This window comes from Streptomyces sp. NPDC013157 (genome assembly GCF_042899865.1).
Lineage (GTDB): Bacteria > Actinomycetota > Actinomycetes > Streptomycetales > Streptomycetaceae > Streptomyces.
Map to the genome: position 1 here is coordinate 93,698 of NZ_JBIBAK010000012.1, position 24,343 is coordinate 118,040.

A 24,343-nucleotide genomic window follows, 5' to 3' on the forward strand; every position below is an offset into this window, starting at 1 on the left:
GTGGTGCCTGGTTGCGCCCGGTTCTGATCCGGTCTGCCGCGCCGGTTCGTGTCGTGCCGTGCCGTGCCTGAGGCGTCTGTCTTATGTCGGATGCGCTTGCCACATCCGACAACGGTCCCAGCACATCACATAACGCACGCGTCCGGTCACGGTTCGTTGCGAATTTGCCTGAAGTGGAACACTTTGCTCCGCTAAAGCGCCGAAACGCCGAGGTCAGACCAGTCGGACCGGCTTCTCGGGACGTATTCCGGATTCGACCAGCCAGGCCCGCAGCGGGGCCGGGTCTCCCTCCTCGATGAGGCTGAGGACTCTGGGCGTCAGGTCGGCGGCCCGCTCGCCGTCGACCAGCAGGGCCGGGCCGTCGAGCCAGTCCAGGCCGGGGGTGGCTCCAGCGGTGTCCACGGCCGCGCAGCACACCATCGCCTTGACGTGGTCGGCGAGGAGTTCGCGGGCGGTGCGCGGGGGCTGGAGCGGGAAGAGGGGCAGTGCGCCGTCGTCCCAGAGGGGACTGCCGGGGCCGCCCTGGCCGGCGGCCGCGGGGCAGCCGGGGCGCGCGGTGTCGGCCGTGCTCGCGTGCGCTCCCTCGTGCTCCTCGCGGGCGAGGGCCGCGGTGAGGCCGGCGGCGAGGGCGGCGCTGCGCTCGGTACCGGTGGGCTCGTCCGCCTCCTCGTCGTAGCCGGGGGTGCGGGGGTCGTCGTCGTGGCCGGCGGCGCGGGGGCCTTCGTCGTAGCCGGGGGTGCGGGAGTCGTCGTAGGCCGGAAGGCCCCGGCGCCTGTCGGGGGCGGCGGTCGGGTCGGTCAGGTGGTCCAGGACCCGGGCCAGGGTGGGACCGCCGGGGTCCGGGGCGCTGGGGTCGAGGGTGGCACGGACGCCGAGGGCGTCCAGGACGCGGTGCAGGCGGGCCGCCTCGGTGCGCCAGGTGCGGTCGACGACCTCGTCCGGGTACTCCTGCCAGGCCACCGGCGACCAGGCCGGGCCGGGCTCGGCGGGGCCGCCGTGGAAGAGGCGGGCGGCGAGCAGCGAGGCGGCCTCGTCCACCAGCCCCGGCTCCTCCAGCAGGTCGCAGGCGGGCCGCTCGCCCAGCCGGGAGGCGAAGCCCTCGGCCAGCCGGTCGCGCCGGGACAGCTCGGTGAGGGCCGCGACCACGCCCGCGTCCAGCCGGGAGGGCCAGCGGCCCATCCGCCAGGCGGGCAGCGCGACCCGGGTGAGCAGCCGGTCCCAGCCGGCGTAGGCCAGGCCGACCTGCTCCTGGGCGACGATCCGCAGTCCGTAGTCGACGGCCTGGGCCCGCTCGGCGGCCGCGGCGGCGACCCCGCGCTCCATCAGCGTCGCGTGCTCCCGGCAGCCCCGGAGCAGCAGCCGGGCCACCCAGGCGACGCCCGCGCACACCAGGCGGGTGGCGGGACATCGGGCGGGCGCCGCGGACACCGCCACCGCCGCGTCCAGGCCCCTGACGAACCGGCGGGCTGCCGCTATGTCCGGCTGCGCCGAGGGTCCCGTACCGGCGACGACCGGGGCGAGGACCGCGCGGAGCTCGCCGACGCGCATCCACCACAGGAACGGGGAGCCGATGACGAGGACGGGAGCGGCCGGGGTGCGGCGGTGCAGGCCGGGGGTGCCGAGCTCGTCGCCGCCCTTGGGCGCGGGCGGGCCGTGGGCCGGGTGGGTGCGGTCCTCCAGCCAGCTGTCGCAGTCCGGGGTGAGCGCTATGGCGGAGGGCGCCGGCACGTCGAGGCGGTCGGCCAGGTCGCGCACCATCCGGTACAGGTCGGGGGCGGAGTCCTCCGGGATCGGGACCGTGGGGCTCACCGCCGGGCGGGCCCGGGCCACGACCAGGGCGATGCCGACGGCGGCCAGCAGCACGAGTACCGCGAGGGCGCCGACGATCCAGCGGGCGGAGTCCCAGCCGCGGCCGACGAAGTGGCCGGTGGAACCGCCGGCCAGCAGGATCACCGTGGCCGCGGCGGGCAGCAGCGCCACGGCCAGGGCGCGGCCGCGGATGCGCAGCACGGCGAGGGCCCGGGTACGCGCCGCCTGCGCGCCCGCCTCCGCGCCGATACCGGTACTGGTCACGTCCGGACCTCACCCCCTCCCTGCTGTCCTCGGCCTGTCCTGGCTGTTGCTCACTCCCCCACTGTGGCACCCGCCACCGACATCGCAATGCCGGTGGGCCAAGTGCCGGAACGCCTGCGCCGCACCCTAGTTGGGGCCTCGGCCCCCGTCAGCCGGATACGGCATCGGTCACTCGATGGAATGGCTTTGGTCAGAGGTGATCGACAGACAGCAATGATCAGGCCCCGGATTTCGGGTCCGGGGCCTGATCAGGGACGGGTCCGCGGGGACGGCGGGGTCAGGCCTCCGCCGCCGCCTTCGCGGCGATGTCCGTACGGTGCTGGGAGCCGTCGAGGCCGATCCGCGCCACCGCCGCGTAGGCGCGCTCGCGGGCCTGGGTCAGGTCCTCGCCGGTCGCCGTGACGGAGAGGACCCGGCCGCCGGCGCTGACGACGTCGTCACCGGCGCGCTTCGTCCCCGCGTGCAGGACGTAGGCGTGCGGCGCGTCCTCGGCGGCGATCGCGTCGAGGCCGGTGATGGGGTCGCCGGTGCGCGGGGTGTCCGGGTAGTTGTACGAGGCGACGACGACGGTGACGGCCGCGTCGTCGCGCCAGCGCAGCGGCGGAAGGTCGGCGAGGGTGCCGTTCGCGGCGGCGAGCAGGACGCCGGCCAGCGGGGTCTTCAGGCGGGCGAGGACCACCTGGGTCTCCGGGTCGCCGAAGCGGGCGTTGAACTCGATGACCCGCACGCCGCGCGAGGTGATCGCGAGGCCGGCGTAGAGGAGACCGGAGAACGGGGTGCCGCGGCGCCGCATCTCGTCGACGGTCGGCTGGAGGACGGTCTCCAGGACCTCGTCGACGAGCTTGGGGTCGGCCCAGGGCAGCGGGGAGTAGGCCCCCATGCCGCCCGTGTTCGGCCCCTCGTCGCCGTCCAGTGCGCGCTTGAAGTCCTGCGCGGGCTGGAGCGGGAGGACCGTCTGGCCGTCGGTGATCGCGAAGAGGGAGACCTCGGGGCCGTCGAGGAACTCCTCGATGACGACCCGCTCGCAGGCGGCCGCGTGCGCCTTGGCGGCCTCCAGGTCGTCGGTGACGACGACACCCTTGCCGGCGGCGAGCCCGTCGTCCTTGACGACGTACGGCGCCCCGAAGGCGTCGAGAGCCTCGGCGACCTCCTCGGCGTTTGTGCAGACGTACGAACGGGCGGTGGGCACTCCGGCCCCCGCCATCACGTCCTTGGCGAACGCCTTGGACCCTTCGATCCGCGCGGCCTCCCCGGAGGGGCCGAAGACCGGGACACCCGCCTCGCGCACGGCGTCGGCGACACCGGCGACGAGGGGGGCCTCCGGGCCGACGACCACCAGCTCGGCGCCGAGTTCCAGGGCCAGCGAGGCCACGGCCCCGCCGTCCAGGGCATCGACCTGGTGCAGCTCGGCCACCTCGGCGATGCCGGCGTTGCCGGGGGCGCAGTGCAGCGCGGTGACGTCGGGATCGAGGGACAGGGAGCGGCACAGGGCGTGTTCGCGGGCGCCGCTGCCGATGACGAGGACCTTCACGGGGGCCAGCGTAGCTGGGCGAGCCGACTGGAGGTTCCTCCAAGGGTCCTCGGCCGAGCGATGGCCGCCTGCTGAGGCGGGGCCCTCTTGGGTGCTGCCCGCCCCGAACCCCCGCTCCGGCCTGAACGGCCTCGTCCTCAAACGCCGGACGGGCTGGGGGTGGTTGCTGCCTCAGACAGCGGACGGGCTGGGGGTGGTTACCGCCTCAAACGCCGCACAGGCCGGGAGGCCGAAGAGGCGTTCGCTCTCCTGGCACGGATGCGCCGACAAACCCAGGGGCGCGGGGAACTGCGCGAACAACCCCCACCGGGCCGCAGCCGCCCGACAAGCCGCCCCCGCTCCGGCCCGAACGAGCTCGTCCTCAAACGCCGCACAGGCCGGGAAGCCGAAGAGGCGTTCGCTCTCCTGGCACGGATGCGCCGACAAACCCAGGGGCGCGGGGAACTGCGCGAACAACCCCCACCGACCCGCAGCCGCCCGACAAGCCGTGTCCGGTTCCGAGTCGTCGGTGTCTGCGCCTCGTCACTCGTTCTGGATCTCCTCCACGACCGTCGCCCCGAGTTCCTTCACGATCAGCTCGTGGCCGGAGAGGGCCGACTCGTCGAGGTCGGGGTCGTCCTCCTCGGGGATGTCGTCCTCGGGGGAGACCGGCGGCGGTTCCGGGGCGGTGGGCGCAGGGGCCGGGGCCGCTGCCCTCGGAGTGGGCGGCGGTGGGCTCTGGGCCGGGGCGGCCACCGGGGCCTGCTGGACGGGCGCGGGGCGGGCCGGGGCCGCGGGTGCCGCGCCGGCGTAGCCGCCGGGCGGCCCGCCGCCGTACCCGGTGCTGGGCGGAGCCGCGCCACCGCCGCCCGTCGGGTCGACGACCGCCTCGATCCGCCACTGCACGCCGAACTGCTCGCCCAGTGCCTGCCGCAGCACGTCCTCGCTGCCACTGCTCGCGAAGTTGTCGCGGGCGCCGGCGTTGACGAAGCCGATCTGGAGGGTGGTGCCGTCGAAATTGGCGACCTGGGCGTTCTGGCTGAGCAGGATCCAGGTGAAGCGGCGACGGTTCTTCACCGCTTCCAGGATGTTCGGCCAGAGCACGCGGGGGTCGAGGCCGCCGGCGGGGGCGGCGGCCGGTGCCGGGGCGGGAGCGGCGGCCGGGGAGGCGGCCGGGGCCGCCGAGGGCGGCGGGGCCTGCTGGGCCGCCGGAGCGCCGCCGCCCGTGGCTGTGGGCCAGCCGCCGGGGCGGCGAGTGCCACCGCCCCCTGCGGGGGCTGCCGTCGGCCAGGCACCCGGCGCGGCAGCGGGCGGTGCGGCCGGAGCCGGAGGTTCTGGAGTCTGCGCAGGCGCCGGAGCCGGTGCAGGCGCCGGAGCCGGTGCAGGCGCAGGGGCCGGCGCCGGGGTCGGGCTCGGCGCCGCTCCCCCTCGTACGGCCGCCCGGGCCGCCGCCGGACCGCCCCCCTGCTGCGCAGGCGCCGGAGGCTGCACGTGTGCCTCGGGCCCGGGGACGTACCCCATGGCGGGCGCGCCGCCCCCGCCCGAGAAGTTGACGCCCCGCTCCAGGCGGTCGAGGCGGGCCATCACGGACCGCTCGTCGCCGTACGCGGCCGGCAGCAGCACGCGGGCGCAGATCAGCTCCAGCTGGAGGCGCGGGGAGGTGGCGCCGCGCATCTCGGTCAGGCCCTCGTTGACGAGGTCGGCGGCACGGCTGAGCTCGGCGGCGCCGAAGGTGCCGGCCTGGGCCTGCATCCGTTCGAGAACGTCGGCGGGGGCGTCGAACAGCCCCTTCTCCACGGCATCCGGCACGGCGGCGAGGATCACCAGGTCCCGCAGCCGCTCCAGCAGGTCGGCGACGAAGCGGCGCGGGTCGTTGCCCCCCTCGATGATCCGGTCGACGACCTCGAAGGCGGCGGCGCCGTCCCCGGTCGCGAAGGCCTCGACCACGGAGTCGAGCAGCGAACCGTCGGTGTAGCCCAGCAGCGAGGTGGCCATGGCATACGTCACGCCCTCCTCGGTGGCCCCGGCGAGCAGCTGGTCCATGACGGACATGGAGTCACGCACGGACCCGGCACCGGCGCGCACGACGAGCGGGAGCACGCCCTCCTCGACGGGGATCTGCTCCTTGCCGCACACCTCGCCGAGGTAGTCCCGCAGCGTGCCCGGCGGCACCAGCCGGAACGGATAGTGATGGGTCCGCGACCGGATGGTCCCGATGACCTTCTCGGGCTCGGTCGTGGCGAAGATGAACTTGAGATGCTCCGGCGGCTCCTCGACGACCTTGAGCAGCGCGTTGAAACCGGCCGACGTGACCATGTGGGCCTCGTCGATGATGTAGATCTTGTAGCGGCTGGAGGCGGGCCCGAAGAACGCCTTCTCCCGCAGCTCACGGGCGTCGTCCACACCACCGTGAGAGGCCGCGTCGATCTCGATGACATCGATGGACCCCGGGCCGTTGCGCGCCAGGTCCTGGCAGGACTGGCACTCCCCGCACGGGGTCGGCGTGGGCCCCTGCTCGCAGTTCAGGCACCGGGCGAGGATCCGCGCGCTGGTCGTCTTGCCACATCCACGCGGGCCGCTGAACAGGTACGCGTGATTGACCCGGTTGTTCCGCAGCGCCTGCTGCAGCGGGTCGGTGACATGCTCCTGCCCGATGACCTCGGCGAACGACTCCGGGCGATAGCGGCGGTACAGCGCGAGAGACGACACGCATACGAGGTTATAGGCGCCCACTGACAACCAGCCCCGCCCACAAACGCAAGCGCCCCCCACGCACCCGCCAGAGCCAACCTACCCTTGCTGCCTTCCGGCCCTGGGGGAGTTCAGTCAGATAGCGCCGCGTGAGGGGCTCCGCACAGAGTACCCGACGTCAGCGGGTGAGAACGAGTTCGCGAGCACTCCTCTCGGTCATGTAATGTTCCCAGCGGAGGATTCGCCTAGAGGCCTAGGGCGCACGCTTGGAAAGCGTGTTGGGGGCAACCCCTCACGAGTTCGAATCTCGTATCCTCCGCAGCCGCCTGAACAGGCGAAATGAAGAGCCGAGCCGCGATTGCGGCTCGGCTCTTCGGCGTGGACCGGTTGCATTTTTGGTTGCACTTACAGCCGACATCCAGGACATCTCGGCGCGCAGCCGAGCGCACACTTCCGCATCACGGCGGCTGGTCGGCACCAGCTGTGGCGGACCCCTACGGGACCTGGCGGTAGATGCCGCGACGGTTACCGACGGCCAGGATCCACACGACGATGTGGCCGTCCTAGACGGTGTAGACGACACGGTGGTAGCCGGCCCTTGAGCCGCTGGCGCAGGTTATCCACCACGTCATGAGGCTCATGCCCGAGCAAAAGGGAGATAGTATCGCTGGAGATAGTATCGCTAGGGATACTATCTCCATCGGGAGCCTACATGCGTCGTTTCATCGGGCGGGAACGCGAGCTGAACGTGCTGGGCAACGCCTTGCAGGCGGTTCACGACGCCGCCGGGTCGGCGAAACCCGGTCAGTGCATCCTCATGCGCGGACGGAGGCGGGTCGGCAAGTCCAGCCTCGTCGAGGAGTTCATCCGGCGGACCGAGACGCCGTACCTCTTCTTCACCGCGGCGGGCGGCACGGCGGAGGACGAGCTGACGGAGCTGCTCGACGCCGTAGCCAGATCCACCCTGCCGGAGCGGGAACTGTTCTCGGAGGAGACCCCGGAGCAGTGGAATGCGGCACTCAGGCTGCTTGCGGAGATCCTGCCCGACGACACTCCCAGCGTCGTCGTCATCGACGAGGTTCCGTATCTGATGGACCGCATCGACGCCTTCGAGGGCATGCTCCAGCGGGCATGGGACCGGCTGCTCAGCCGCAAGCCGGTGCTTCTCCTCCTGGTCGGGTCCGATCTGTCGATGATGGAGGCGCTGAACAGCTACGACCGGCCCTTTCACCAGCGGGGCCGGGAAATGATCGTGGGGCCTTTGAACCCGGCCGACATCGGCGAAATGCTCGGCCTGTCTCCGGCCGCCGCGTTCGACGCCGCTCTGATCACCGGAGGTCTACCTCTGATCTGTGCCGAGTGGCGGGCCGGAGCGGATGTCTGGGAGTTCCTCCGCGACTCGCTGGACAACCCGATCTCGGCGCTGCTGGTCTCCGCTGAACGGTCGCTGGCCGCGGAGTTTCCGCCGCAGGCGATGAGCAGGGAGGTCCTGCGGGCCATCGGATCCGGGGAGCGCACCTTCACCAACATCGCTCGCGCGGCGGGCGGCATCGCCCACACCACGCTCACCCGGGCCACGGACGTCCTGACCGAGAAACGGGTCGTGGCCGCCGAGCTGCCGCTCTCGCTCAGGCCGTCGAAGGAACGCCGCTACCGGGTGGCCGACCCCTACCTGCGCTTCTGGCTCGCATTTCTGGACCCGCACATGGCGGAGATCGAGCGGATGCGAGGGGATCTCACTCTGAGTCGGATCAAGGAGCAGTGGACGAGCTGGCGGGGCCGCGCGATCGAGCCCCTGGTCCGGGAATCCCTCGCCCGCCTCCTGCCGGACGGGCTCCTGCCCGCCGCCCCGGCGATCGGAGGGTACTGGACCCGCAACAACGACGTGGAAATCGACTTGGTGGGCGCCGACCGGCAGCCGGTGGCCAAGCAGTTGCTCTTCCTCGGCTCGGTCAAGTGGTTGGAGAACTCCGCGTTCGACAGCCACGATCTCGCAGCACTGCAGAAGCATCGGGCGGCGGTCACCGACGAACCAGTACCGCTCGTGGCGGTCTCCCGCAGCGGGATCAGACATTCCGGTCTCCAGGCGGCCTACGGCCCCGAAGAACTGCTCACCGCCTGGCGCAAGGTGTGAGCAGAGCTGGGCTTCTATGGTTGCAGTTCTGGTTGCATTCGCCTCCGTCCGCTGCGGTCCGGACAGAGATCGCCCGCACGCTCCGCCGCAGGACAGGACGCCCCCGGCCCCAGTCGAACCCTGAGACGAACATTTGGAAAGCGTGTTGGGGGCAACCCCTCACGAGTTCGAATCTCGTATCCTCCGCAGGCGCCTGTACAGGCGAAACGAGGCGGCCCCGCTGATCACAGCGGGGCCGCCTCGTTGTTCACTCAAGCACCGTTGTCCTGGTTTTTGTCCACAGGGGTGTTTCCGGGGCTCCCCAGATGGCATCGGCGATCTTCCGGGCCACCTCCTTGAGCATGGCGTCCGGCACGTTCAGGTACCTCGCCCGCACGCTTGCGGAGGTGCCAGGCTCCCACCCCTTGGACGTCACCATCCGCGCTATCGGGGGTTTTCGTGCGACCGAAACCGCCGACGCGGAGCCGCTCGACGGATCAGCAGCGCACCGACCATCCACATGCGCCCTACCAGCCCGTTCCATGCCGGCGTCACCCCGGAGGGTGGGACGTTCGCGCGGCCTGCCCTCCGATGTCGCACTCGACCGGCGGCGGCCAGCCCTCAGTCCCATCTCCTCGCGAACTCGGCTCCGGCCAGCAGGTCGACGATCCACACGATCGGATCATCGAGACCCATGGCCACCAACACATCGGCGGGAAGGACTACGTACTTCCCCTTCTCCTTCGTGCCACGGCAGGGGAAGCGGCCCGCCCTCACCAGTCCGCACGCCTTCGCTGCGTCGACCCCGAGGAGATCTGCCACCTTGCGGAGGGGCATTGGCTCGCCCAGCCACTGCGACAGTCGCCTTGCGCTCGGGTTCACTCGGCTTCCTTCTGCCGTCCGTCGAGTTCGCCGGACTCACCCCCGAGCACCTGCCCCGAACCCGAGGCGAGGAACGCGGCCAAGAGCCCGAGGCGGTGCAAGGTAGCGCCCATGCGTTCGCCGCTGATGCGCTCCCCCAGCAAAGAGTCCACCTCACCGACGGCCTGGATGTCCGACTCGTTGCGGATGGGCGAGTAGCCGTCGTCAAGAATGAAGCTCGCACGGTCGACAAGGCTGTGCGGATCCGTCGTACGCTCGGCCGGGTCAGACCGCTCCACCGCCCAGCCGGCGGCATTGGCAGCCCGGATGACCGGCAGCGTCAGCGGCATCCCGTGCCGCCGCTTCCTTCGCCTCCGAGAGCCTGTCGTTCCGTCAACGGCAGGAGGCTCACCACCGCGAAGGACAACCATCCTCATCCGACACAGCATGCGCTGATGAGAGTGAACGGCACGCGGTGGCCGAGTGAAGCGGTACAAGTCGGCGATCACGCATGGGCAGGGCTCACGGATTGGCCGTTGACCTCCTTGCCCTACGGGTCACGGGAATCTGGTAGGGGCATTCACACCAAGAGTATGGTGACTTGTATGGCAACCAAGAAAGTAACGGTGACGATCCCCGAAGATCTCCTGGACGAGATCCGCGCCGAGGCAGCTGAGCGGGGACTTTCGGCGTACGTCGCCGAAGCACTGCGATTCAAGCGCGATCGGGACCGTCTGCTGGAACTGGTCGACTGGCTGCAGGAGGAACACGGCGCGGTCACCGAGGACGAGCGCGCGGCAGCACTCTCGGAGCTGGAAGATCTCGACGCCGAGCACGAGCGTCGCCTCACCGCCGGAGGACACAACGCCGGAGAGGCCGCGTGACCAAGCGGGCCGGTGAGCACGGGCAGCGGCCACTGCGCGTCTTCGTACTCGACTGCGAAGCCCTGTCCCTCGCTGTGCGTGGTGACCGGAAGATGATCGCCTGGCTCGATCTCGCAGCACGGGGCGAAGCCGAAGTGGTCACGTCGCCCATGACGCTGGTGGAGGCGTACGACGGCAGAACCACCGAGCAGCGCTGGGACTGGGTGCTCTCCCGGCTCAAAGTCGCCGACATCGGGAAGGACGAGGCTCGCCAGGCCCGCCGACTCCTGTCCGACGCCAAGCTTCACGGCCACAAGTACGCGATCGACGCGGTGCTCGCCATCATCGCCCGACAGCAGAAAGGGCAGGTCACCATCTTCACATCGGACGTGGACGACCTGGAGAAGCTGGTTCCGGAATCGATCGTCATCAAGCGAGTATGACCGGCGCCCTGGTCTCAGTTCTGGTCTCAGTTCTGGTCTCATTCGTCGCCGTCCGGCGCCGTCCACCAGCCGTCCGATGGCCTACTCCACCCCAGGTCAGAACGCCCCCGTCCCTCCCCGAACCTCCAGACGAACATCTGGAAAGCGTGTTGGGGGCAACCCCTCACGAGTTCGAATCTCGTATCCTCCGCCAGATCAGAGGGCCGGACCACGAAAGTGGCCCGGCCCTCTGGCGTTCGTCCGTCCCTCTTGGAGAGTGTGCCAAGCATCACGAAGTCGTCCTCATCCGGTTCCTCCTGCTCAGCGCAGTTGCTCCGCCAGTCCGACGATGATGCCCTCGGGGCCGCGGAGGTAGCAGAGCAGATAGCTGTCCTCGAAGCGGGCGATCTCTCCGACGAGTTCGGCGCCGTGCGGGCGCAGGCGGGCGACGGTGTCCTCGATGTCGTCGACGGCGAACATCACGCGGTGCGTGCCCAGGGTGTTGTGCGGCCGGTTGCGGGGCCCGGTGCTGATCACTGCGGGGTTGCGGTACTTCGCCAGTTCGAGCCGGCCGTGGCCGTCCGGGGTCCGGACCATCGCGATGTCACAGCGGACGCCGTCGAGTCCGGTGCACTGGTCGGCGAAGAGGCCCTCGACCTCCCCCCTGCCCTCCAGTTCCATACCGAGTTCCACGAAGAACGCGATGGCGGCATCCATGTCCTCGACGACGATGCCGACGTTGTCCATCCGCTGAATCGCCATGCTGGTCTCTCCTGCCTCCTCGTGCGGCCGGTGGGGGCCGCTCTGCTGCACTCGCTGGGCGAGGATGCCACCGACGGGGAGGCGGTTGTGCCCGCCCTGAGCCGGAGGGTGGACTCTGAGCGCAGCCGCCGGAGGGGCCAGTGTCAGGCGGCGTTCGCGCCTCGGGCTACGGCACCGGCTGCTCGCCGGACGTCCGGGCCGCGGCCGGGACCGAGGCCGGGGCCGAGGCCGGGGCCAGAGCCGTCGCCGGCAGGCTGCCGTAGCGCTCCATGCGTTGCCAGCGGAGTCGTGAGCCCGAGATGGCGGTGAAGACGGACTGGATGACCACGAGGTACATCAGCTGGCGGTAGACGAACTGCTGCAGCGGCAGGCTCCACAGCGGGCCCGGGCGCTCGCCGTCCAGGCGGAACGCGTACAGGCCCATCAGCAGTTGCAGCAGCAGGAAGGCGAGCCACAGGGCGGTGATCCGAAGCGGGTCGAGGAAGATCAGGCCGTAGACGGCGAAGACGTCGACGACGGGGGCGAGCAGCGGCAGCAGGACCTGGAAGAGGAGGAGGTAGACCAGGCCACGGCGGCCGAGCTTGCCGGCGGCGCCGCGTTGCAGCAGGGCGCCGCGGTGCTTCCACATCGCCTGCAGGGTGCCGTAGCACCAGCGGTACCGCTGCCGCCACAGGGCGTTCAGGGAGGCGGGTGCCTCGGTCCAGGCGACCGCGCGCTCCTCGTAGACCACGCGCCAGCCTGCCCGGCAGAGGGCCATGGTGAGGTCGGTGTCCTCGGCGAGGGTGGTGTCGCTGACGCCGCCGAGGGCGAGCAGGGCGCGGCGGCGGAAGGCGCCGACCGCGCCGGGCACGGTCGGCATGCACTCGGCGAGGTCGAACAGGCGGCGGTCGAGGTTGAAGCCGACCACGTACTCGATGTGCTGCCAGCGGCCCAGCAGGCCACCGCGGTTGACGACCTTGGCGTTGCCCGAGACGGCACCGACGCGCGGGTCGGCGAAGGGCTGCACGATGGTGCGGACGGTGCCGGGTTCGAAGACCGTGTCGCCGTCGACCATCACCACCAGGTCGCAGCCGGCCGCGGCGAGCCCGGTGTTGAGCGCGGCGGGCTTGCCCGCGTTCTCCTGCCGGATCACCCGCACCCCCGGCAGGCCGAGGGACTCCACCAGGTCGGCGGTGCCGTCGGTGGAGCCGTCGTCCACCACGATGATCTCGACCGGATGGTCCGAGGCGAGCAGGGAGCGTACGGCCGCCTCGATACCGGCGCTCTCGTTGTACGCGGGGACGATGACGCTGACCCGTTCGGTCACCGGCGCTCCCCAGGGCTCGGCCCGGTGCCCCTTGCGCAGTCGCCGGTGGCGGCGGGCCGTGAACAGCACGACCGCCGCGCGCAGGACGCTGACCGCGCCGGCCGCGAACATCAGGAATCCCAGCAGGCGTACCACCCAGTCGCCGGCCCGCAGCAGGCCGATGAGGGCCATCCCCTGGAGGTGGTCGCCCAGTCCGGCGCGCTGGACCGGGCCGGCCATGCCGACCGCGGCGCCGACGGTCGCGAACCGGAAGCCCTGTGCCTTGAGCCGGGGGATCAGGGTGTTCAGCGCGGCGACGGTCTGGGAGCGGTCGCCGCCGCCGTCGTGCATCAGCAGGATCTGCCCGGCGGTGCCGTGCGGGGTCGCGTTCGCGACGATGCGGGCCGTACCGGGGCGCTGCCAGTCCTGGGCGTCCTGGGTGGTGAGCACCGTGACGTACCCGGCCGCACCCGCCTGCTCGAGGACCGACCAGTCGGCGTCGTTCAGCGCGTCGTTCTCCGAGGAGTACGGCGGCCTCAGCAGCGCGGTGGTGACCCCGGCCGCACCGGCCACCGCGAGCTGGGTCTCGCGCAGCTCCAGCGAGCGCTGCCACGGGGCGAGGCGGGACAGGTCGGGGTGGGTGAAGGTGTGGATGCCGATCTGGTGGCCGTCGGCGACGATCCGGCGGACCAGTTCCGGGTGGTCCACGACCTCGGTGCCGACGACGAAGAAGGTCGCCTGCACGTGGTTGCGCCGCAGCACGTCGAGGATCCGCGGCGTCCAGACGGGGTCGGGGCCGTCGTCGAAGGTGAGGGCGATGGTGCGGGCCTTCGGGCGGGCGGTGTGCGGGGCGCCGGCGGCGTCCGCGATCACCGGGCCGCCGTCGGCCACCCGGCCGGGCACCGTGTCGGCCCGGCCCCGGGGGCCGGTCACGTCGTCCGAGGTGATCCCGAACATGTGGTGGGTGTAGCCCTGCAGCAGCAGGGCGGCCGACAGGGTCACCACGAGCACGCACAGCAGCAGCCAGTGGGTGCGGGGAGTGATCCGGCGGGTACGGCCGCTCGGGCGGCGCGGAGCGGTACGGCTTCGGCGATCGGTCACGTCAGGGCCTTGGATCACTTCACGGGCTTGTGGGACGACCCGATGGCGCGCCCCTTGGCGGAGTGCGCGGTGGTGGGGGTGGCGGCGGGGGTGGTGGTGCCGGCAGCGGGGGTGGCGCCGGGCGCCGCGGAGGTGGTGGCGGTCGGGGTGGCGGTGCCGGACGGCGAGGCGGTGCCGGTCGGCGTCGTGGTGCCGGACCGCGTCGCGGCGGACTCCGACGTGGTCACGGCGGTGGTCGAGCCCGTCCGGCGCGCACCGGCACGGGAGCTGTCGTACGCCGCACCGGAAGTCGCGCTTCCCGCCGCCTGGCCGGCGCCGGACGGCGCGTCGGGGGCGGTCTTGTGCGGGCCGGCCGGGTGCGCGGTCTCCGGCAGCGGGACGAACGGGGCGCTGATGGTGGGGCCGCCCAGGACCGTGCTGACGAGCAGGGCGACGTAGCAGGCGGCCGGGATCACCAGCAGCAGTGCGGCGCGGCGCACACGGCGCTGGCGGCGGCCCGAGGCGTCCACGAAGACGGGGCGCACGGGATCGTTCTCCGGAACGTCCCGGTCCGGGAGCGGCACGGTGATGACGTCACCGTGGGCAGAGTCCGCCGTGCCCACCAGCGCGGTCGGGTCCGGGGCGGTCGCGGTGGCGGTGCCGCCCCCCTGGCCGTGGGCGTACCCGTACCCGGGACCGCCGTACGACTCCTCGCCGTACGCTCTGCCGCTTTCGTCCGTCACCTGCACGCGTCCCGCCCCTGTCCTGGCCGACGACCGGCATGGTCGTCCGAACGGACAGAGCGCGAGCGGCCGAAACCGTTACACCTCCCGCCTCGGACGGCCACCGGTTCCCCTCCCGCCCTTCACGCCTCGGCGGGCCACTTCACCACCGCGTCCCCGTGCTCGGCCGTGTGGGCGTAGAACGCCGTCAGCTCCCGGTGCGCCTCGGCGAACACCCGCCGCGCCTCGGTCTCCGCGCTCTCGCCTCCGTAGCGGGGCAGCAGGGTCTCGCGGGCGGTGTCCCAGAGTTCGTCGAAGTCGGCGGTCGTCAGGAACCCGGCCACCCCGCGGGTCCGGGCGGCCGTCAGCACCAGCAACGGCGGTGCGTGCCGGTCGGCGCGGAACACGGGACGCCCGCCGAGCACCACGTCCGGGCCGTGCGGGGACGCGCCGGCGTAGACGCACTCCTGGTCCGGGCGGCACTTGTCCAGCGCGTCCTCGCAGTGCCGCCCTGCCTGGGGCAGGGCGGTCCCGGCGGTGCTTGCGAACAGTCGTTCGAGCCAGGTCGGGCTGTTGCGCAGTGCCGGGGCCGGAACCGCTCGCAGACGGAGGTACTCGCTCATGCAAGGAGGAGCGCACGGGGGAGCGGAAGCATCACACGGCAGGGCCGCGTCCAGGGAGGCTCCTGGGACGTTGTGACACTTCTGTGAGTCCGCACGCTGGTCACCATGGGGCCGTCGATGCGACCGGAGCGCGACGGACGGCGTGGACTCGGCTGTGATCGGTGCGAACGAGGGCAATCTTGGGTCAGGTACGGCAACCCCGGCGTGTACAGGAGTACGACGGGGATCTGGGCGCTGCGGTCGCGCGGGCCCAGGAGGGCGACGAGGCCGCCTTCGCGGTCGCCTACCGGATCGTGCAGCCGAACCTGCTCGGCTACCTCCGCGGGATCGTCGGAGACGACGCAGAGGACGTGGCGTCCGACGCCTGGCTGGAGATAGCCCGCGACATCGGGCGCTTCAAGGGCGACGGGGCCGGTTTCCGCGGCTGGACCGCGACCATCGCCAGGCACCGGGCGCTGGACCATCTGCGGCGCCGGCGCGTGCGGCCCCAGGCGGCCGGGACCGAACTGGAGGTGCTGGACCTGGCCGGCCCGCACAACACACCCGAGCAGGCCCTGGAGTCCATCTCCACCGAGCGGGCTCTGGAACTGGTCCGCGGACTTCCGCGGGACCAGGCCGAGGCCGTGCTGCTGCGGGTCGCCGTCGGCCTGGACGGTCCCGCCGCCGCGCGGGTGCTGGGCAAGCGCCCTGGAGCGGTGCGCACGGCGACCCACCGGGGCCTGAAACGCCTCGCACGACAGCTGGGCATCGGCGGTGAAGCGGAGCAGGGTGTGACGGATGGGGCTCCCCGCACGCTTGGGGAGTCGATATGAGCAACGTTGGTGACAGTGGTCGACGGGAAGGCACCGGGCTCAGCACACCGAACGAAACCGGAACGGTCGGACAGGGAACGGAAACGGACATGAGCGAGCGGCTGATCGGCGGCGGAACACCCGACCGTCGGCATGCGCGGACCGGCGACGCCCTGTCCGGGCCTGCGGACGCGGGCGACGCCGAGGTGCTGGAGAAGGTCCTCGCGACCGCCATCCGCGCCGGCGGTCTCGCCCCCGACGCCGAGCAGCGGGCCGTGGCCGCCTTCCGGGCCGCCCACTCCGCGGGCGCGCACCGGGCACGCACCCGACGCCGGGACGACTGGCGGCCGGTGGAGAAGCGGCGGTCCCGCCGTCCGGTGAAGCTGACGTTCGGCGTGGTGTTCGCAGGGCTCGCCCTGGGCGGTGTGGCGGTCGCGGCCGTCGGTTCCGTCGGCTCCCCCGCCGACGGCACCGGTACCGGCGGGAACACCGCGCACCCGTCGGCCGTCGCCCCGGACCGGCCGGGCGACGCGGCCTCGTCGCCGACCTCCTCCTCCGGCGGCGGGCGGCCCACGGACCGGCCCGTCACCGCCCAGGACACCGAGGCCCACTGCCGCGCCTACGAACAGGTGCAGGGCCACGGCAAGGCGCTCGGCTCGACGGCCTGGCAGCGGCTCATCGCGGCCGCCGGGGGCGAGGACAAGGTCGCCGCCTACTGCTCCGAGCAGCTGGCCGGGGCGACGGCCGCACCGAGCAGCTCGGCCGGCACCGGCAAGTCCGCCAAGGGCGCCGCGAACTCCGCCAACGGCTCGCAGGGCAACACCGGCGCCTCCGCCAAGAGCACCCCCGGCAACGGCCAGGCGAACGGCGGCCAGGGCAACGGCAAGGACAAGTAGCCACCGACGCGAGCAGCTGGTCCGCGGGCTCCAGGTCGCGTACGGTCCCGGGAACTGCCCGGTGCACGGCGCACGGCGTGAGCAGGACGGATGAGGAGTACGGCCAGTGACCAGCGACGACCGCACGGGACCGCCCAACTTCGGCAGTGAACGCGACATGCTGCGGGCGTTCCTCGACTACCACCGGGCGACCCTCGCCATGAAGTGCGAGGGGCTCACCGACGAGGAGTTGCGGCAGCGGTCCATGCCGCCGTCCACGTTGTCGCTGCTCGGTCTGGTGCGGCACCTGGCGGAGGTGGAACGCGCCTGGTTCCGCCGGGTGTTCGAGGACAAGGACGCGCCCATGGTGTGGTCCGACGAGATCGACTTCCAGGCGGCGTACGACGCGAGCGAGTCGACCAGGGCAGAGGCGTTCGCCGCCTGGGAGGCGGAGGTGGAGACCTCGCGCCGTATCGAGCGCGCGGCCGGCTCCCTCGACCAGGCCGGATACCAGCCGAGGTGGGAGGAGGAGGTGTCGCTGCGGATGGTGATGCTGCACGTGCTGCTGGAGTACGGCCGCCACAACGGGCACGCCGACTTCCTGCGCGAGGGCGTCGACGGGACCGTGGGCGCCTGAACGCGCCCGCACGGCCGGACCGGACGTCCTGCTCACCCTGCTGGTCAGGGACGAGGCGGACCGGCACGGCGGACACGGCCGCGGCTAGGCGGCGATCCGCAGCTTCTTCGTCACCGTCACCTGGTCCAGGTCGGACACCCGTACCGTCACCGTCATCGTCCACTCGCCCGCGATGGGGAGGTTGACGGAGTCGGCGGCCCAATAGCCGCCGCGGTCGGTCACGTTGGCGGGGAGCGGGCCGATCTTCTGGGCGGCGAGGGTGAAGGAGAGACGGAGTTCGGGGACGGTGGAGATGCCGCCGTCGGGACCGAAGACGACCGCCTGCACGGAGTTCGCGCCGACCCGGCCCGGGTCGAGGGTGATCTGCACCTTGCCGTGGCCGTTCGGGGTGCCGACGTCGAAGGGGACCAGGGCCACGGAGGCCGCGGGGATACCGGCCGCTGCCGACGCCGTCCCCGACTCGGCCGCCTCGGCCGCGGCCCGGCCGGGCAGGGTGCCGGTGAGGATCGTGGTGATGCCCAGGACGGCGACGCCGACGGCCACTTCGGCGAGGACCGAACGGCGCAGGGCGGCCTGGTGGCGGCCGGCGGAGGCGGCGGGCGGTTCACCGGAGGCCGGTGGTCCGTCGGAGGGCGATGGCTTGTCGGAAGCCGGCGGCTCATCCGCGGTCGGCGCGGCCGGTGCGGCCGGCAGGTCCGCCGGGGCGCCGACCGGCAGCGGGACGCGGGCGGGGGCCGTCACGGTCGCGGCGGGCGCCAGTTTCGCCGTCCAGCGGCGGGACTGCAAGGCGGCCGCCAGCAGCAGGGTCACCGCGGCGAGTTTGACGAGGAGGAGCCGACCGTACGACGTGTCGGTGAGGGCCTGCCAGGAGCCGAGGCCGCGCCAGGACTGGTAGACGCCGGTGACGACGAGGACCGTCACCGAGGCGAAGGCCACGCGGGAGAAGCGGGTGACGACGGCGGCGGGCAGCGGCGTGGCGGAGCGCTGGAGGGTGATCAGGAGCGCCGTGAGGCCGCCCAGCCAGAGCGCCATCGACAGGAGGTGCAGGACCGACGACGTCATCGCCAGCGGGACCTGGATGCCGGCCGAGGCGTGTTCCGCCGCCGCCCAGGTCAGGGCCAGGGCGACGGCGAGGGCGGCGGCCGTGGCGAGCAGGGGGCGGGACGGGCGGTCCCGGCTCACGCGCTTGCGGAGGAGGAGGTGGTGGAGGGCTGCGGTGAGCGCCAGCAGGGCCACCCTGGCCAGCAGGGCCAGCCCCGGGCGGCCGGTCGCGGACTTGGCAAGGGCCGAGAGGTCGAAGGCCGTTGCCGGGGAGGTGCCCTCCTCGTACGGGGCGCGCAGGACGAAGAGGAAGAGGGTGGCGGCGAGGAGTGCCCACCACGCCGTGCGGATCGGTGTGCGGAGGGCGGCGGGGCCCGGCGGACGGCAGACGGCGATGAAGGCGACGGTGCCTGTCAGCAGGGCCATGGCGAGGTACGCGACGTAGCGGCCGATGTTGTAGAGGCTGCCGGTGACCGGGTTCTCGACGGGGCCCGTGGAGACGCTCGCCGTGGTCGCCGACGGCTTGCCCACGGAGAAGGTGAGGGCGCCGGAGACGGGGTGGCTGTCCGCCGAGACGATCCGCCACGCCACGGTGAAGGTACCGGTGCCCAGCTTCTTCGGAAAGGTGATCCGGGCGGTGTCCGAGCCGGCCGGGCCGTGTTCGGCTTCGCTGGTGTCCACCCGGTGGTTGGTGGGGTCGTACACCCGGAACGAGTCGTCGAGCAGGCCGACGGCCTCGGTGAAGGTGAGGGTGACGGCTCTCGGCGACGACTTGAGTACGGCGCCGTCCGCGGGATCGCTGGCGCGCAGGGCGGCGTGCGCGGAGGCGGGGGCGGCCGACGCGAGGAGGAGGGCGGCGAGGAGGGTGCCGAGGAGCGCGAGGGCGCGCAGAGCCCTGTGGTTCCTCTGGTTGCCGTTCGGCGCCTGCCGCTTTTCGTGTCCTTCGCTCACGTCACCCGCTCCGAGTTCGGAAACACGCGTTCTTGGGTCATACGGCTGGGAAGCCTGTAGCGCTCATTTTGTCTGCGAGTCAGTGGGGGCTGGTCGCGCAGTTCCTCCCCCGGACTTCGGCCGGGGGTACCCCCAGCGCCCCTTCGGGGCGCTACCACGTCGGACGCGCCGACACCCCGCCGTCCACCACCAGGTCGTGGCCGGTGATCCAGGACGCGAGCGGTGAGGTCAGGAAGACCACGGCGTTCGCCACGTCCTCCGCGTTCCCCAACCGGCCCGTGGGCACCGCCTCCTGCCATCTCCGCACCCCCTCCGGCCAGGCCTCCGCCAGTCCTTCCCGGTCGATCAGGCCCGGGGAGACGGAGTTGACGCGGATGCCGGAGCGGCCGTACTCCAGGGCCGCCGCCCTCGCGTGCATGACCACCCCCGCCTTCGCGGTGCTGTAGTGGGCGTGGCCGACGGCCGGGTGGGACGCCTCGATGGAGGCGATGTGGGTGACGGTGCCGCCGCCGGGCTGGTCGCGCATGATCTCGGCGGCGGCCTGGGTACAGGCGAAAACGCTGGTGAGGTCGGTGTCGACGACCGCGCGCCAGTCGGCCGCGGTCATGCCGGGCAAGGGCTGTACGGGCTGTACGGCCGCGTTGTTGACCAGGGCCGTCAGCCGTCCGCCGCCCCACTCCGCGGCCTCCCGGACGACACGGTGGCAGGTCCCCTCGTCGCTCAGGTCTCCCCGTACGACCGTCGCCCTGCCGCCGAGGGCCACGATGTCCGAGGCCGCCTCCCGCGCGCCCCCTGCCGCCGTACGGCAGTGCACGGCCACCGCCGCGCCCTCCTCCGCCAGGCGCCGGGCGATGACCCGGCCGATACCGCCGCTCGCGCCCGTGACCAGGGCGGTCTGTCCTTCCAAGAGGTGGTTCGTCATGGACGGCAGAGTTCCGTGATGCGGGCGGCTTCGGACGGGTAACGCGCCGTGAGGTGGGCCGCGTTCCCGTGCTCGTAACCCTCGAAGGTGAATCCGGGGGCCATGGTGCAGCCGAAGAGGGTCCAGGCGCCCGGGGCCGCCACCCGGGCGCCCATCCAGGTGCCGGCCGGGACGGTCAGCTGGATGTGCTGGCCGTCCCGGAGGCCGGGGCCGAGGACGGGGGCGCGGGTGGTGCCGTCGGGGGCGAGGAGCAGGAGCTCCAGCGGGTCGCCCAGGTAGAAGTGCCAGATCTCGTCGGTGGGAAGGCGGTGCAGGGCCGAGTAGTCGTCGGCGGTGAGGAGGACCACGATCGCGGTTCCCTCGGGGCGGCCGTCGGCGCGTGCGGGACCGGCCCAGGTCTCCCGGAACAGGCCGCCCTCCCGGGGGATCGGCTCCAGGCCGTAGTGGGCGATGAGCTCATCGGGGGTCGGCATCGGGCTCGGGTTCGGCATCGGGGAGGACATTCGGGAAGGCTACCGGCCGGGTGAGAAAAGCCAGTTGAGCGTGCTTTTCGGGCAGGTGGACGTCGGGGACGTCGACCTCGGGGAGGACGACGGCCGGGCCGAGCCCGAAACCCTGACGCCGGAAGCGGGCGATCGCCTTCTCGTTGCGGACGTCCGGGTCCACGACGATGCGGTGGCGGTCGGGAGCGCGCAGGACGTACGCCGTGAAGGCGGTCAGCAGGGCCTCCGTCCAGCCGTGACGGGGGCCTTCGGGTCCGGCGGGGGCGAGCAGGACGTGGACGCCGATGTCGCCGGGGCGGACGTCGTAGCACTCGCCGACCCGGTCGGCCTCCGGCTCGTAGGTCTGGAGGAGCCCGACCGGGGTGCCGTCCTTCTCGGCGAGGTAGGCGTGGTGGGTGTCGAGGGTCGCCATGTGGGCGTAGATCCCGGCGACCTGGGAGCGGGTGAGGCCGGTCATGCCCCAGAAGGCGGCGCGTTCCGCGTCGACCCAGGTGTGGACGACGGCCGCGTCGCGTTCGGGGTCGAGGGGGCGGAGCCGGACGGTGCCGAAGCCGACGAGGGGGTGCTCGAAGACGGGGTGGAGCTCAGCCATCGGTGTCCTCCGGGAGGTCTGTGCGTTCCAGGCGGGCCCAGTCGGTCACGACCGGGGCCAGTTCTCCCTTGAGCCACAAGGGGAGTTGGTCGCTGTGGTGGGGTGCGCCGGGGACGCCGTCCGCGCCGAGCGGGACCGCCCAGAGGCTGTCGTCGCGGTTGGCCAGGTCCCAGACGTAGCGGGCGGCCGGGCCGCGCGCGGAGCGGTCGGTGAGGCCGGGGACGGCGGAGGTGCACAGCACGCAGTCGTGGTCGCCGGACAGGGCCGGTCCGTCGTACGACGGCTCGGGCAGTGCCTGCCAGGGGGCGAGGCGGTGGGTGTCTCCCCAGGTCCCGGTGGGCGGGTCGGCCGCGACTTCCTCCACGGCCGCACGGATGGCGGCGGGCCGGTCGACGCCGTACAACTCCGCCGCCCCCAGCAGGTGTTCGAGGGCGAAGGCGATGCGGGGCGTGAGCGCCAGCCAGGGGAGCAGGACCTCGGGCTGGGCCGGGGGTTCGGCGAGCGCGGCGAAGGCGGGGTGGGCGGCGAGGTGCCGTACGACGGCGGAGCGTACGGCCGCGTAGGCGGCGGCGCCGGTGCTGTCGGCGTCCATCCGGCGGTCCCAGGCGAGGAGAAGGTCACGGAGCCCTGCGGCCCCGGGGGTGAGGTCGTCGAGGGCGGCCAGGTGGTCGAGGAGGGGCGTGGCGGAGGCGAGGTGGGTGTCGGTGTGGATCGCGGACATGCCGGCGGCGGACCAGGTGCGGCGCTCGTCGAGGAGGGCGCGGATGCGGTCGGCGCGGTGGGGCGGGGCGAACTCGACGCCGAGGGGGGTGGCCGGGCCGCGCTGGTTCGCCATCACGGCGACGCCGTCGGTGAGGTCGCCGTACGGCATCTCGTGCCAGCCCTGCCAGTCGTGGCCGGGGAGCCAGGCGGGGGCGAGGCGGGTGCGGTTGGTGTGGGAGCGGACGGGGACGCGGCCGGCGACGCGGTGGAGGAGGCCGCCCTCGGTGTCCGCGGCGTGTACCACGTTGACGGGCTCGGCCCAGGCGTCGAAGGCGCGGTCGACGTCGGCGACGTCGCGGGCGCGGAGGAGGGGGAGGAGCGCGCTGAAGCCGAGGTCTCCGGTGACCCGTGGCGGGTACCTGAGCGCCAGCGCCTCGGCTTCGCCCTCGACGGACGTTCTCCCACCCGAACCACCCGTGCGCGTTTCGTCGTCGGGTGCGGGTGGCCCCTGCGGGGGCTGAACACCGTCGGCGGCCGTCGGGGCCGGTGCGGTCTCCGCTGTCGGCCAGTCGGTGATGAGCGGGCCCCGGGGTGTTTCGAGCAGCTCGATCTGTACCGGGGGGTTGCCGGAGACCTCGATGGTTTCCGTGTGGTGGTCGGCTCGGGTCCAGGTGCCGTCGGGCGCCAGGGCCTCCACGCCGGTCGCGGTGCGCCGCAGGCGCTCCCGGTAAAGGTCCTGGTAGTCGGCCATCGCGTTGGTGATGGACCAGGCCACCGTGCCCGTGTGGGCGAAGTGGGCGATGCCGGGGACGCCCGGGACCGCCAGGCCGATGACGTCGAACTCCGGGCAGGAGAGGCGGATCTGCTGGTAGACCCCCGGCGCTTCGATGAAGCGGTGGGGATCGCCGGCGAGGAGGGCGTGGCCGGTGGTGGTGCGGGAGCCGGCGAGGAGCCAGCCGTTGCTGCCGGAGGTACCCGGGCCGTCCGTGGCGAACAACCGGACCGCCTCCTCGCCCAGGTGCCGTACCGCCTCCTCGCGCCACAGCTTGGCCGGGAAGCCGGCGAACAGGATGTGGGTGGCCAGCCAGATGCCCAGGGGATGCCAGGGCTCCCAGGTGCCGGGGGTCAGACCGGTGCGGGCGAACTCGGGCGTGCGGGCGGCGCCGGCCGGCAGGCCCTCGTTGACACCGGCCACGTACGCCCGTACCCACTCCGCCGTCTCCGGGTCCCGTCTCTCCAGCGCCTCGAAGCAGCGTCTCGCCGTGTCCGCCAGGCGGGCCCGGCGGGCGAAGACGTCCCAGGCGAGGGCCGGGGTGCCGAGGAAGGACGCCGACGTGCCCTGCACGCGGTGCCGCTCCACCTCCAGCTGCCAGACCCGGTCCCGGGCGGTGACCCGGCCCTGCGCACGGGCGAGTTCGAGGGCGTCGGCCGCCCGCAGATGCGGGATGCCCCAGGCGTCGCGGTACGTCTCGATGGTCACCCCGTGACCTCCTTGCATGAGGTTAGCCTTACCTAAGTTGAATCGCGGAGGAATCGTACGTGAAGGGTGAGAGGGCCGAGGAAGCCGGGGGAGGGCGGGCCGCGGCGAGCGCGCGGTGCCGGTCCGGGCGCGGGATCATCGAGCCATGGACGCCGACGCCGACTCCCCCGCCCTGCATCTGGCCCAGGACCCCGAGGCCGACCGACTCCTCAGCCGCAGCAGGCTCGCCGCGCTCACCGGCATGCTGCTCGACCAGCAGGTGCCGATGGAGTGGGCGTTCAAGGGGCCCGCGACCATCGCACGGCGCATGGGCACGGACGACCTGGACGCCCATGAGATCGCCGCCCAGGACCCGGAGGCGTTCGCCGCGCTGCTCTCCGAGAAGCCGGCCGTGCACCGGTACCCCGGCTCCATGGCCAAGAGGATCCAGCAGCTGTGCCAGTACCTCGTCGAGCACTACGACGGTGACGCCGAGGGCCTCTGGCGTGACGTCGACAGCGGGGCCGAACTGCTCAGGCGGCTCCAGGAACTGCCCGGGTTCGGGAAGCAGAAGGCGCAGATCTTCCTGGCGCTGCTGGGGAAGCAGCTGGGGGTGACGCCGACGGGGTGGCGGGAGGCGGCCGGAGCGTACGGGGAGGCGGCGGCGTACCGGTCGGTGGCCGACATCACCGGGCCCGACTCCCTGGCGAAGGTGCGGGCCCACAAGCAGGAGATGAAGGCGGCGGCGAAGGCCGCGAAGGGCGGCTCCAAGTAGCACGTGGTGAGCAGGGCGGCCGTGGTTCCCGGTGGATCATCCGATCAGCCCCTCCCTGCTGGCACGTCCGCCGCCCTCGGTCTCAGCTGG

At 72.6% G+C, this 24,343-nt stretch carries 21 protein-coding genes, 1 tRNA gene, 1 other RNA gene and 1 pseudogene; 8 read left to right on the forward strand and 16 right to left on the reverse strand.

The window, feature by feature from the left end; genetic code table 11:
• Positions 1-213: 213 nt before the first annotated feature.
• From ACFY6U_RS31490 to ffs, 4 genes are all read right to left on the reverse strand, one after another.
• A complete protein-coding gene (locus ACFY6U_RS31490) occupies positions 214-2,073 on the reverse strand; it encodes a hypothetical protein (protein ID WP_390043620.1) in 1,860 nt (619 codons plus the stop codon).
• Between the two features lie 277 nt (positions 2,074-2,350).
• Positions 2,351-3,604: a phosphoribosylamine--glycine ligase gene (purD, locus tag ACFY6U_RS31495; protein WP_390043622.1), complete on the reverse strand. Its 1,254-nt coding sequence runs from the start codon at positions 3,602-3,604 to the stop codon at positions 2,351-2,353.
• Between the two features lie 522 nt (positions 3,605-4,126).
• Positions 4,127-6,292, reverse strand: coding sequence for a DNA polymerase III subunit gamma and tau (locus ACFY6U_RS31500; protein ID WP_390043624.1), 2,166 nt, complete (start codon positions 6,290-6,292; stop codon positions 4,127-4,129).
• 45 nt (positions 6,293-6,337) lie between these two features.
• An RNA gene (gene ffs, locus ACFY6U_RS31505) (signal recognition particle sRNA small type) lies at positions 6,338-6,436 on the reverse strand.
• A 72-nt stretch (positions 6,437-6,508) separates the two neighbouring features.
• On the opposite strand from ffs, the gene ACFY6U_RS31510 reads away from it, so the two are divergent.
• Positions 6,509-6,593: transfer RNA gene (locus tag ACFY6U_RS31510), tRNA-Ser, on the forward strand.
• Between the two features lie 393 nt (positions 6,594-6,986).
• Positions 6,987-8,408, forward strand: coding sequence for an ATP-binding protein (locus ACFY6U_RS31515; protein ID WP_390043626.1), 1,422 nt, complete (start codon positions 6,987-6,989; stop codon positions 8,406-8,408).
• A 251-nt stretch (positions 8,409-8,659) separates the two neighbouring features.
• On the opposite strand, the pseudogene ACFY6U_RS31520 reads toward ACFY6U_RS31515, so the two are convergent.
• The 3 genes and pseudogenes from ACFY6U_RS31520 to ACFY6U_RS31530 form a co-directional block, all read right to left on the reverse strand.
• Positions 8,660-8,811, reverse strand: a pseudogene (locus tag ACFY6U_RS31520) (site-specific integrase); the annotation flags it as partial.
• Between the two features lie 197 nt (positions 8,812-9,008).
• The gene (locus tag ACFY6U_RS31525; RefSeq protein ID WP_390043628.1) at positions 9,009-9,269 is read right to left on the reverse strand and encodes a hypothetical protein; all 261 of its coding nucleotides are present in this window, start codon (positions 9,267-9,269) and stop codon (positions 9,009-9,011) included.
• Positions 9,266-9,598 (reverse strand): hypothetical protein, encoded by a 333-nt coding sequence (locus ACFY6U_RS31530; RefSeq protein ID WP_390043630.1) that lies wholly within the window; start codon positions 9,596-9,598, stop codon positions 9,266-9,268. The genes ACFY6U_RS31525 and ACFY6U_RS31530 overlap by 4 nt, the downstream gene beginning before the upstream one ends.
• A 255-nt stretch (positions 9,599-9,853) precedes the next feature.
• Here ACFY6U_RS31530 and ACFY6U_RS31535 point away from each other — a divergent pair, with 255 nt between their 5' ends.
• Both ACFY6U_RS31535 and ACFY6U_RS31540 read left to right on the forward strand, forming a co-directional pair.
• On the forward strand, positions 9,854-10,132 hold the full coding sequence (locus ACFY6U_RS31535; RefSeq protein WP_079661300.1) for a CopG family transcriptional regulator: 279 nt from the start codon (positions 9,854-9,856) through the stop codon (positions 10,130-10,132).
• Entirely contained in the window at positions 10,129-10,554 is a 426-nt protein-coding gene (locus ACFY6U_RS31540) for a hypothetical protein (protein ID WP_390043632.1), read from the forward strand. Before ACFY6U_RS31535 ends, ACFY6U_RS31540 begins: the two co-directional genes overlap by 4 nt.
• A gap of 300 nt (positions 10,555-10,854) precedes the next feature.
• Here the strand turns inward: ACFY6U_RS31540 and ACFY6U_RS31545 are convergent, their stop codons facing one another.
• The 4 genes from ACFY6U_RS31545 to ACFY6U_RS31560 form a co-directional block, all read right to left on the reverse strand.
• On the reverse strand, positions 10,855-11,295 hold the full coding sequence (locus ACFY6U_RS31545; RefSeq protein WP_390043634.1) for a VOC family protein: 441 nt from the start codon (positions 11,293-11,295) through the stop codon (positions 10,855-10,857).
• 166 nt (positions 11,296-11,461) lie between these two features.
• Complete coding sequence (locus ACFY6U_RS31550; protein ID WP_390043636.1) at positions 11,462-13,681, reverse strand: bifunctional polysaccharide deacetylase/glycosyltransferase family 2 protein; 2,220 nt, start codon at positions 13,679-13,681, stop codon at positions 11,462-11,464.
• A 14-nt stretch (positions 13,682-13,695) separates the two neighbouring features.
• A complete protein-coding gene (locus tag ACFY6U_RS31555) occupies positions 13,696-14,403 on the reverse strand; it encodes a hypothetical protein (RefSeq protein WP_390043638.1) in 708 nt (235 codons plus the stop codon).
• A gap of 122 nt (positions 14,404-14,525) precedes the next feature.
• Entirely contained in the window at positions 14,526-15,005 is a 480-nt protein-coding gene (locus ACFY6U_RS31560) for a DUF1877 family protein (protein WP_390043640.1), read from the reverse strand.
• A 179-nt stretch (positions 15,006-15,184) separates the two neighbouring features.
• Here ACFY6U_RS31560 and ACFY6U_RS31565 point away from each other — a divergent pair, with 179 nt between their 5' ends.
• The 3 genes from ACFY6U_RS31565 to ACFY6U_RS31575 all read left to right on the forward strand — a co-directional run bounded on the left by ACFY6U_RS31565 (position 15,185) and on the right by ACFY6U_RS31575 (position 17,308).
• Complete coding sequence (locus ACFY6U_RS31565; RefSeq protein ID WP_390043642.1) at positions 15,185-15,817, forward strand: RNA polymerase sigma factor; 633 nt, start codon at positions 15,185-15,187, stop codon at positions 15,815-15,817.
• 89 nt (positions 15,818-15,906) lie between these two features.
• On the forward strand, positions 15,907-16,692 hold the full coding sequence (locus ACFY6U_RS31570) for a hypothetical protein (protein ID WP_390043644.1): 786 nt from the start codon (positions 15,907-15,909) through the stop codon (positions 16,690-16,692).
• A gap of 106 nt (positions 16,693-16,798) precedes the next feature.
• Positions 16,799-17,308, forward strand: a complete 510-nt coding sequence (locus ACFY6U_RS31575) for a DinB family protein (RefSeq protein WP_390043646.1) — start codon at positions 16,799-16,801, stop codon at positions 17,306-17,308.
• Positions 17,309-17,392: 84 nt separating this feature from the next.
• On the opposite strand, the gene ACFY6U_RS31580 is transcribed toward ACFY6U_RS31575, so the two are convergent.
• From ACFY6U_RS31580 to ACFY6U_RS31600, 5 genes are all read right to left on the reverse strand, one after another.
• Positions 17,393-19,240 (reverse strand): copper resistance protein CopC, encoded by a 1,848-nt coding sequence (locus ACFY6U_RS31580; RefSeq protein ID WP_390043975.1) that lies wholly within the window; start codon positions 19,238-19,240, stop codon positions 17,393-17,395.
• A 211-nt stretch (positions 19,241-19,451) separates the two neighbouring features.
• Positions 19,452-20,222, reverse strand: a complete 771-nt coding sequence (locus ACFY6U_RS31585) for an SDR family NAD(P)-dependent oxidoreductase (RefSeq protein ID WP_390043648.1) — start codon at positions 20,220-20,222, stop codon at positions 19,452-19,454.
• Entirely contained in the window at positions 20,219-20,695 is a 477-nt protein-coding gene (locus ACFY6U_RS31590) for a cupin domain-containing protein (RefSeq protein WP_390043650.1), read from the reverse strand. The genes ACFY6U_RS31585 and ACFY6U_RS31590 overlap by 4 nt, the downstream gene beginning before the upstream one ends.
• Positions 20,679-21,317: a GNAT family N-acetyltransferase gene (locus ACFY6U_RS31595; RefSeq protein ID WP_390043651.1), complete on the reverse strand. Its 639-nt coding sequence runs from the start codon at positions 21,315-21,317 to the stop codon at positions 20,679-20,681. The genes ACFY6U_RS31590 and ACFY6U_RS31595 overlap by 17 nt, the downstream gene beginning before the upstream one ends.
• Positions 21,310-23,499, reverse strand: coding sequence for a penicillin acylase family protein (locus ACFY6U_RS31600; RefSeq protein WP_390043653.1), 2,190 nt, complete (start codon positions 23,497-23,499; stop codon positions 21,310-21,312). Before ACFY6U_RS31600 ends, ACFY6U_RS31595 begins: the two co-directional genes overlap by 8 nt.
• A 145-nt stretch (positions 23,500-23,644) precedes the next feature.
• Between ACFY6U_RS31600 and ACFY6U_RS31605 the strand changes: the two genes are divergently transcribed.
• On the forward strand, positions 23,645-24,253 hold the full coding sequence (locus ACFY6U_RS31605) for an HhH-GPD-type base excision DNA repair protein (protein ID WP_390043654.1): 609 nt from the start codon (positions 23,645-23,647) through the stop codon (positions 24,251-24,253).
• Positions 24,254-24,343 lie beyond the last annotated feature (90 nt).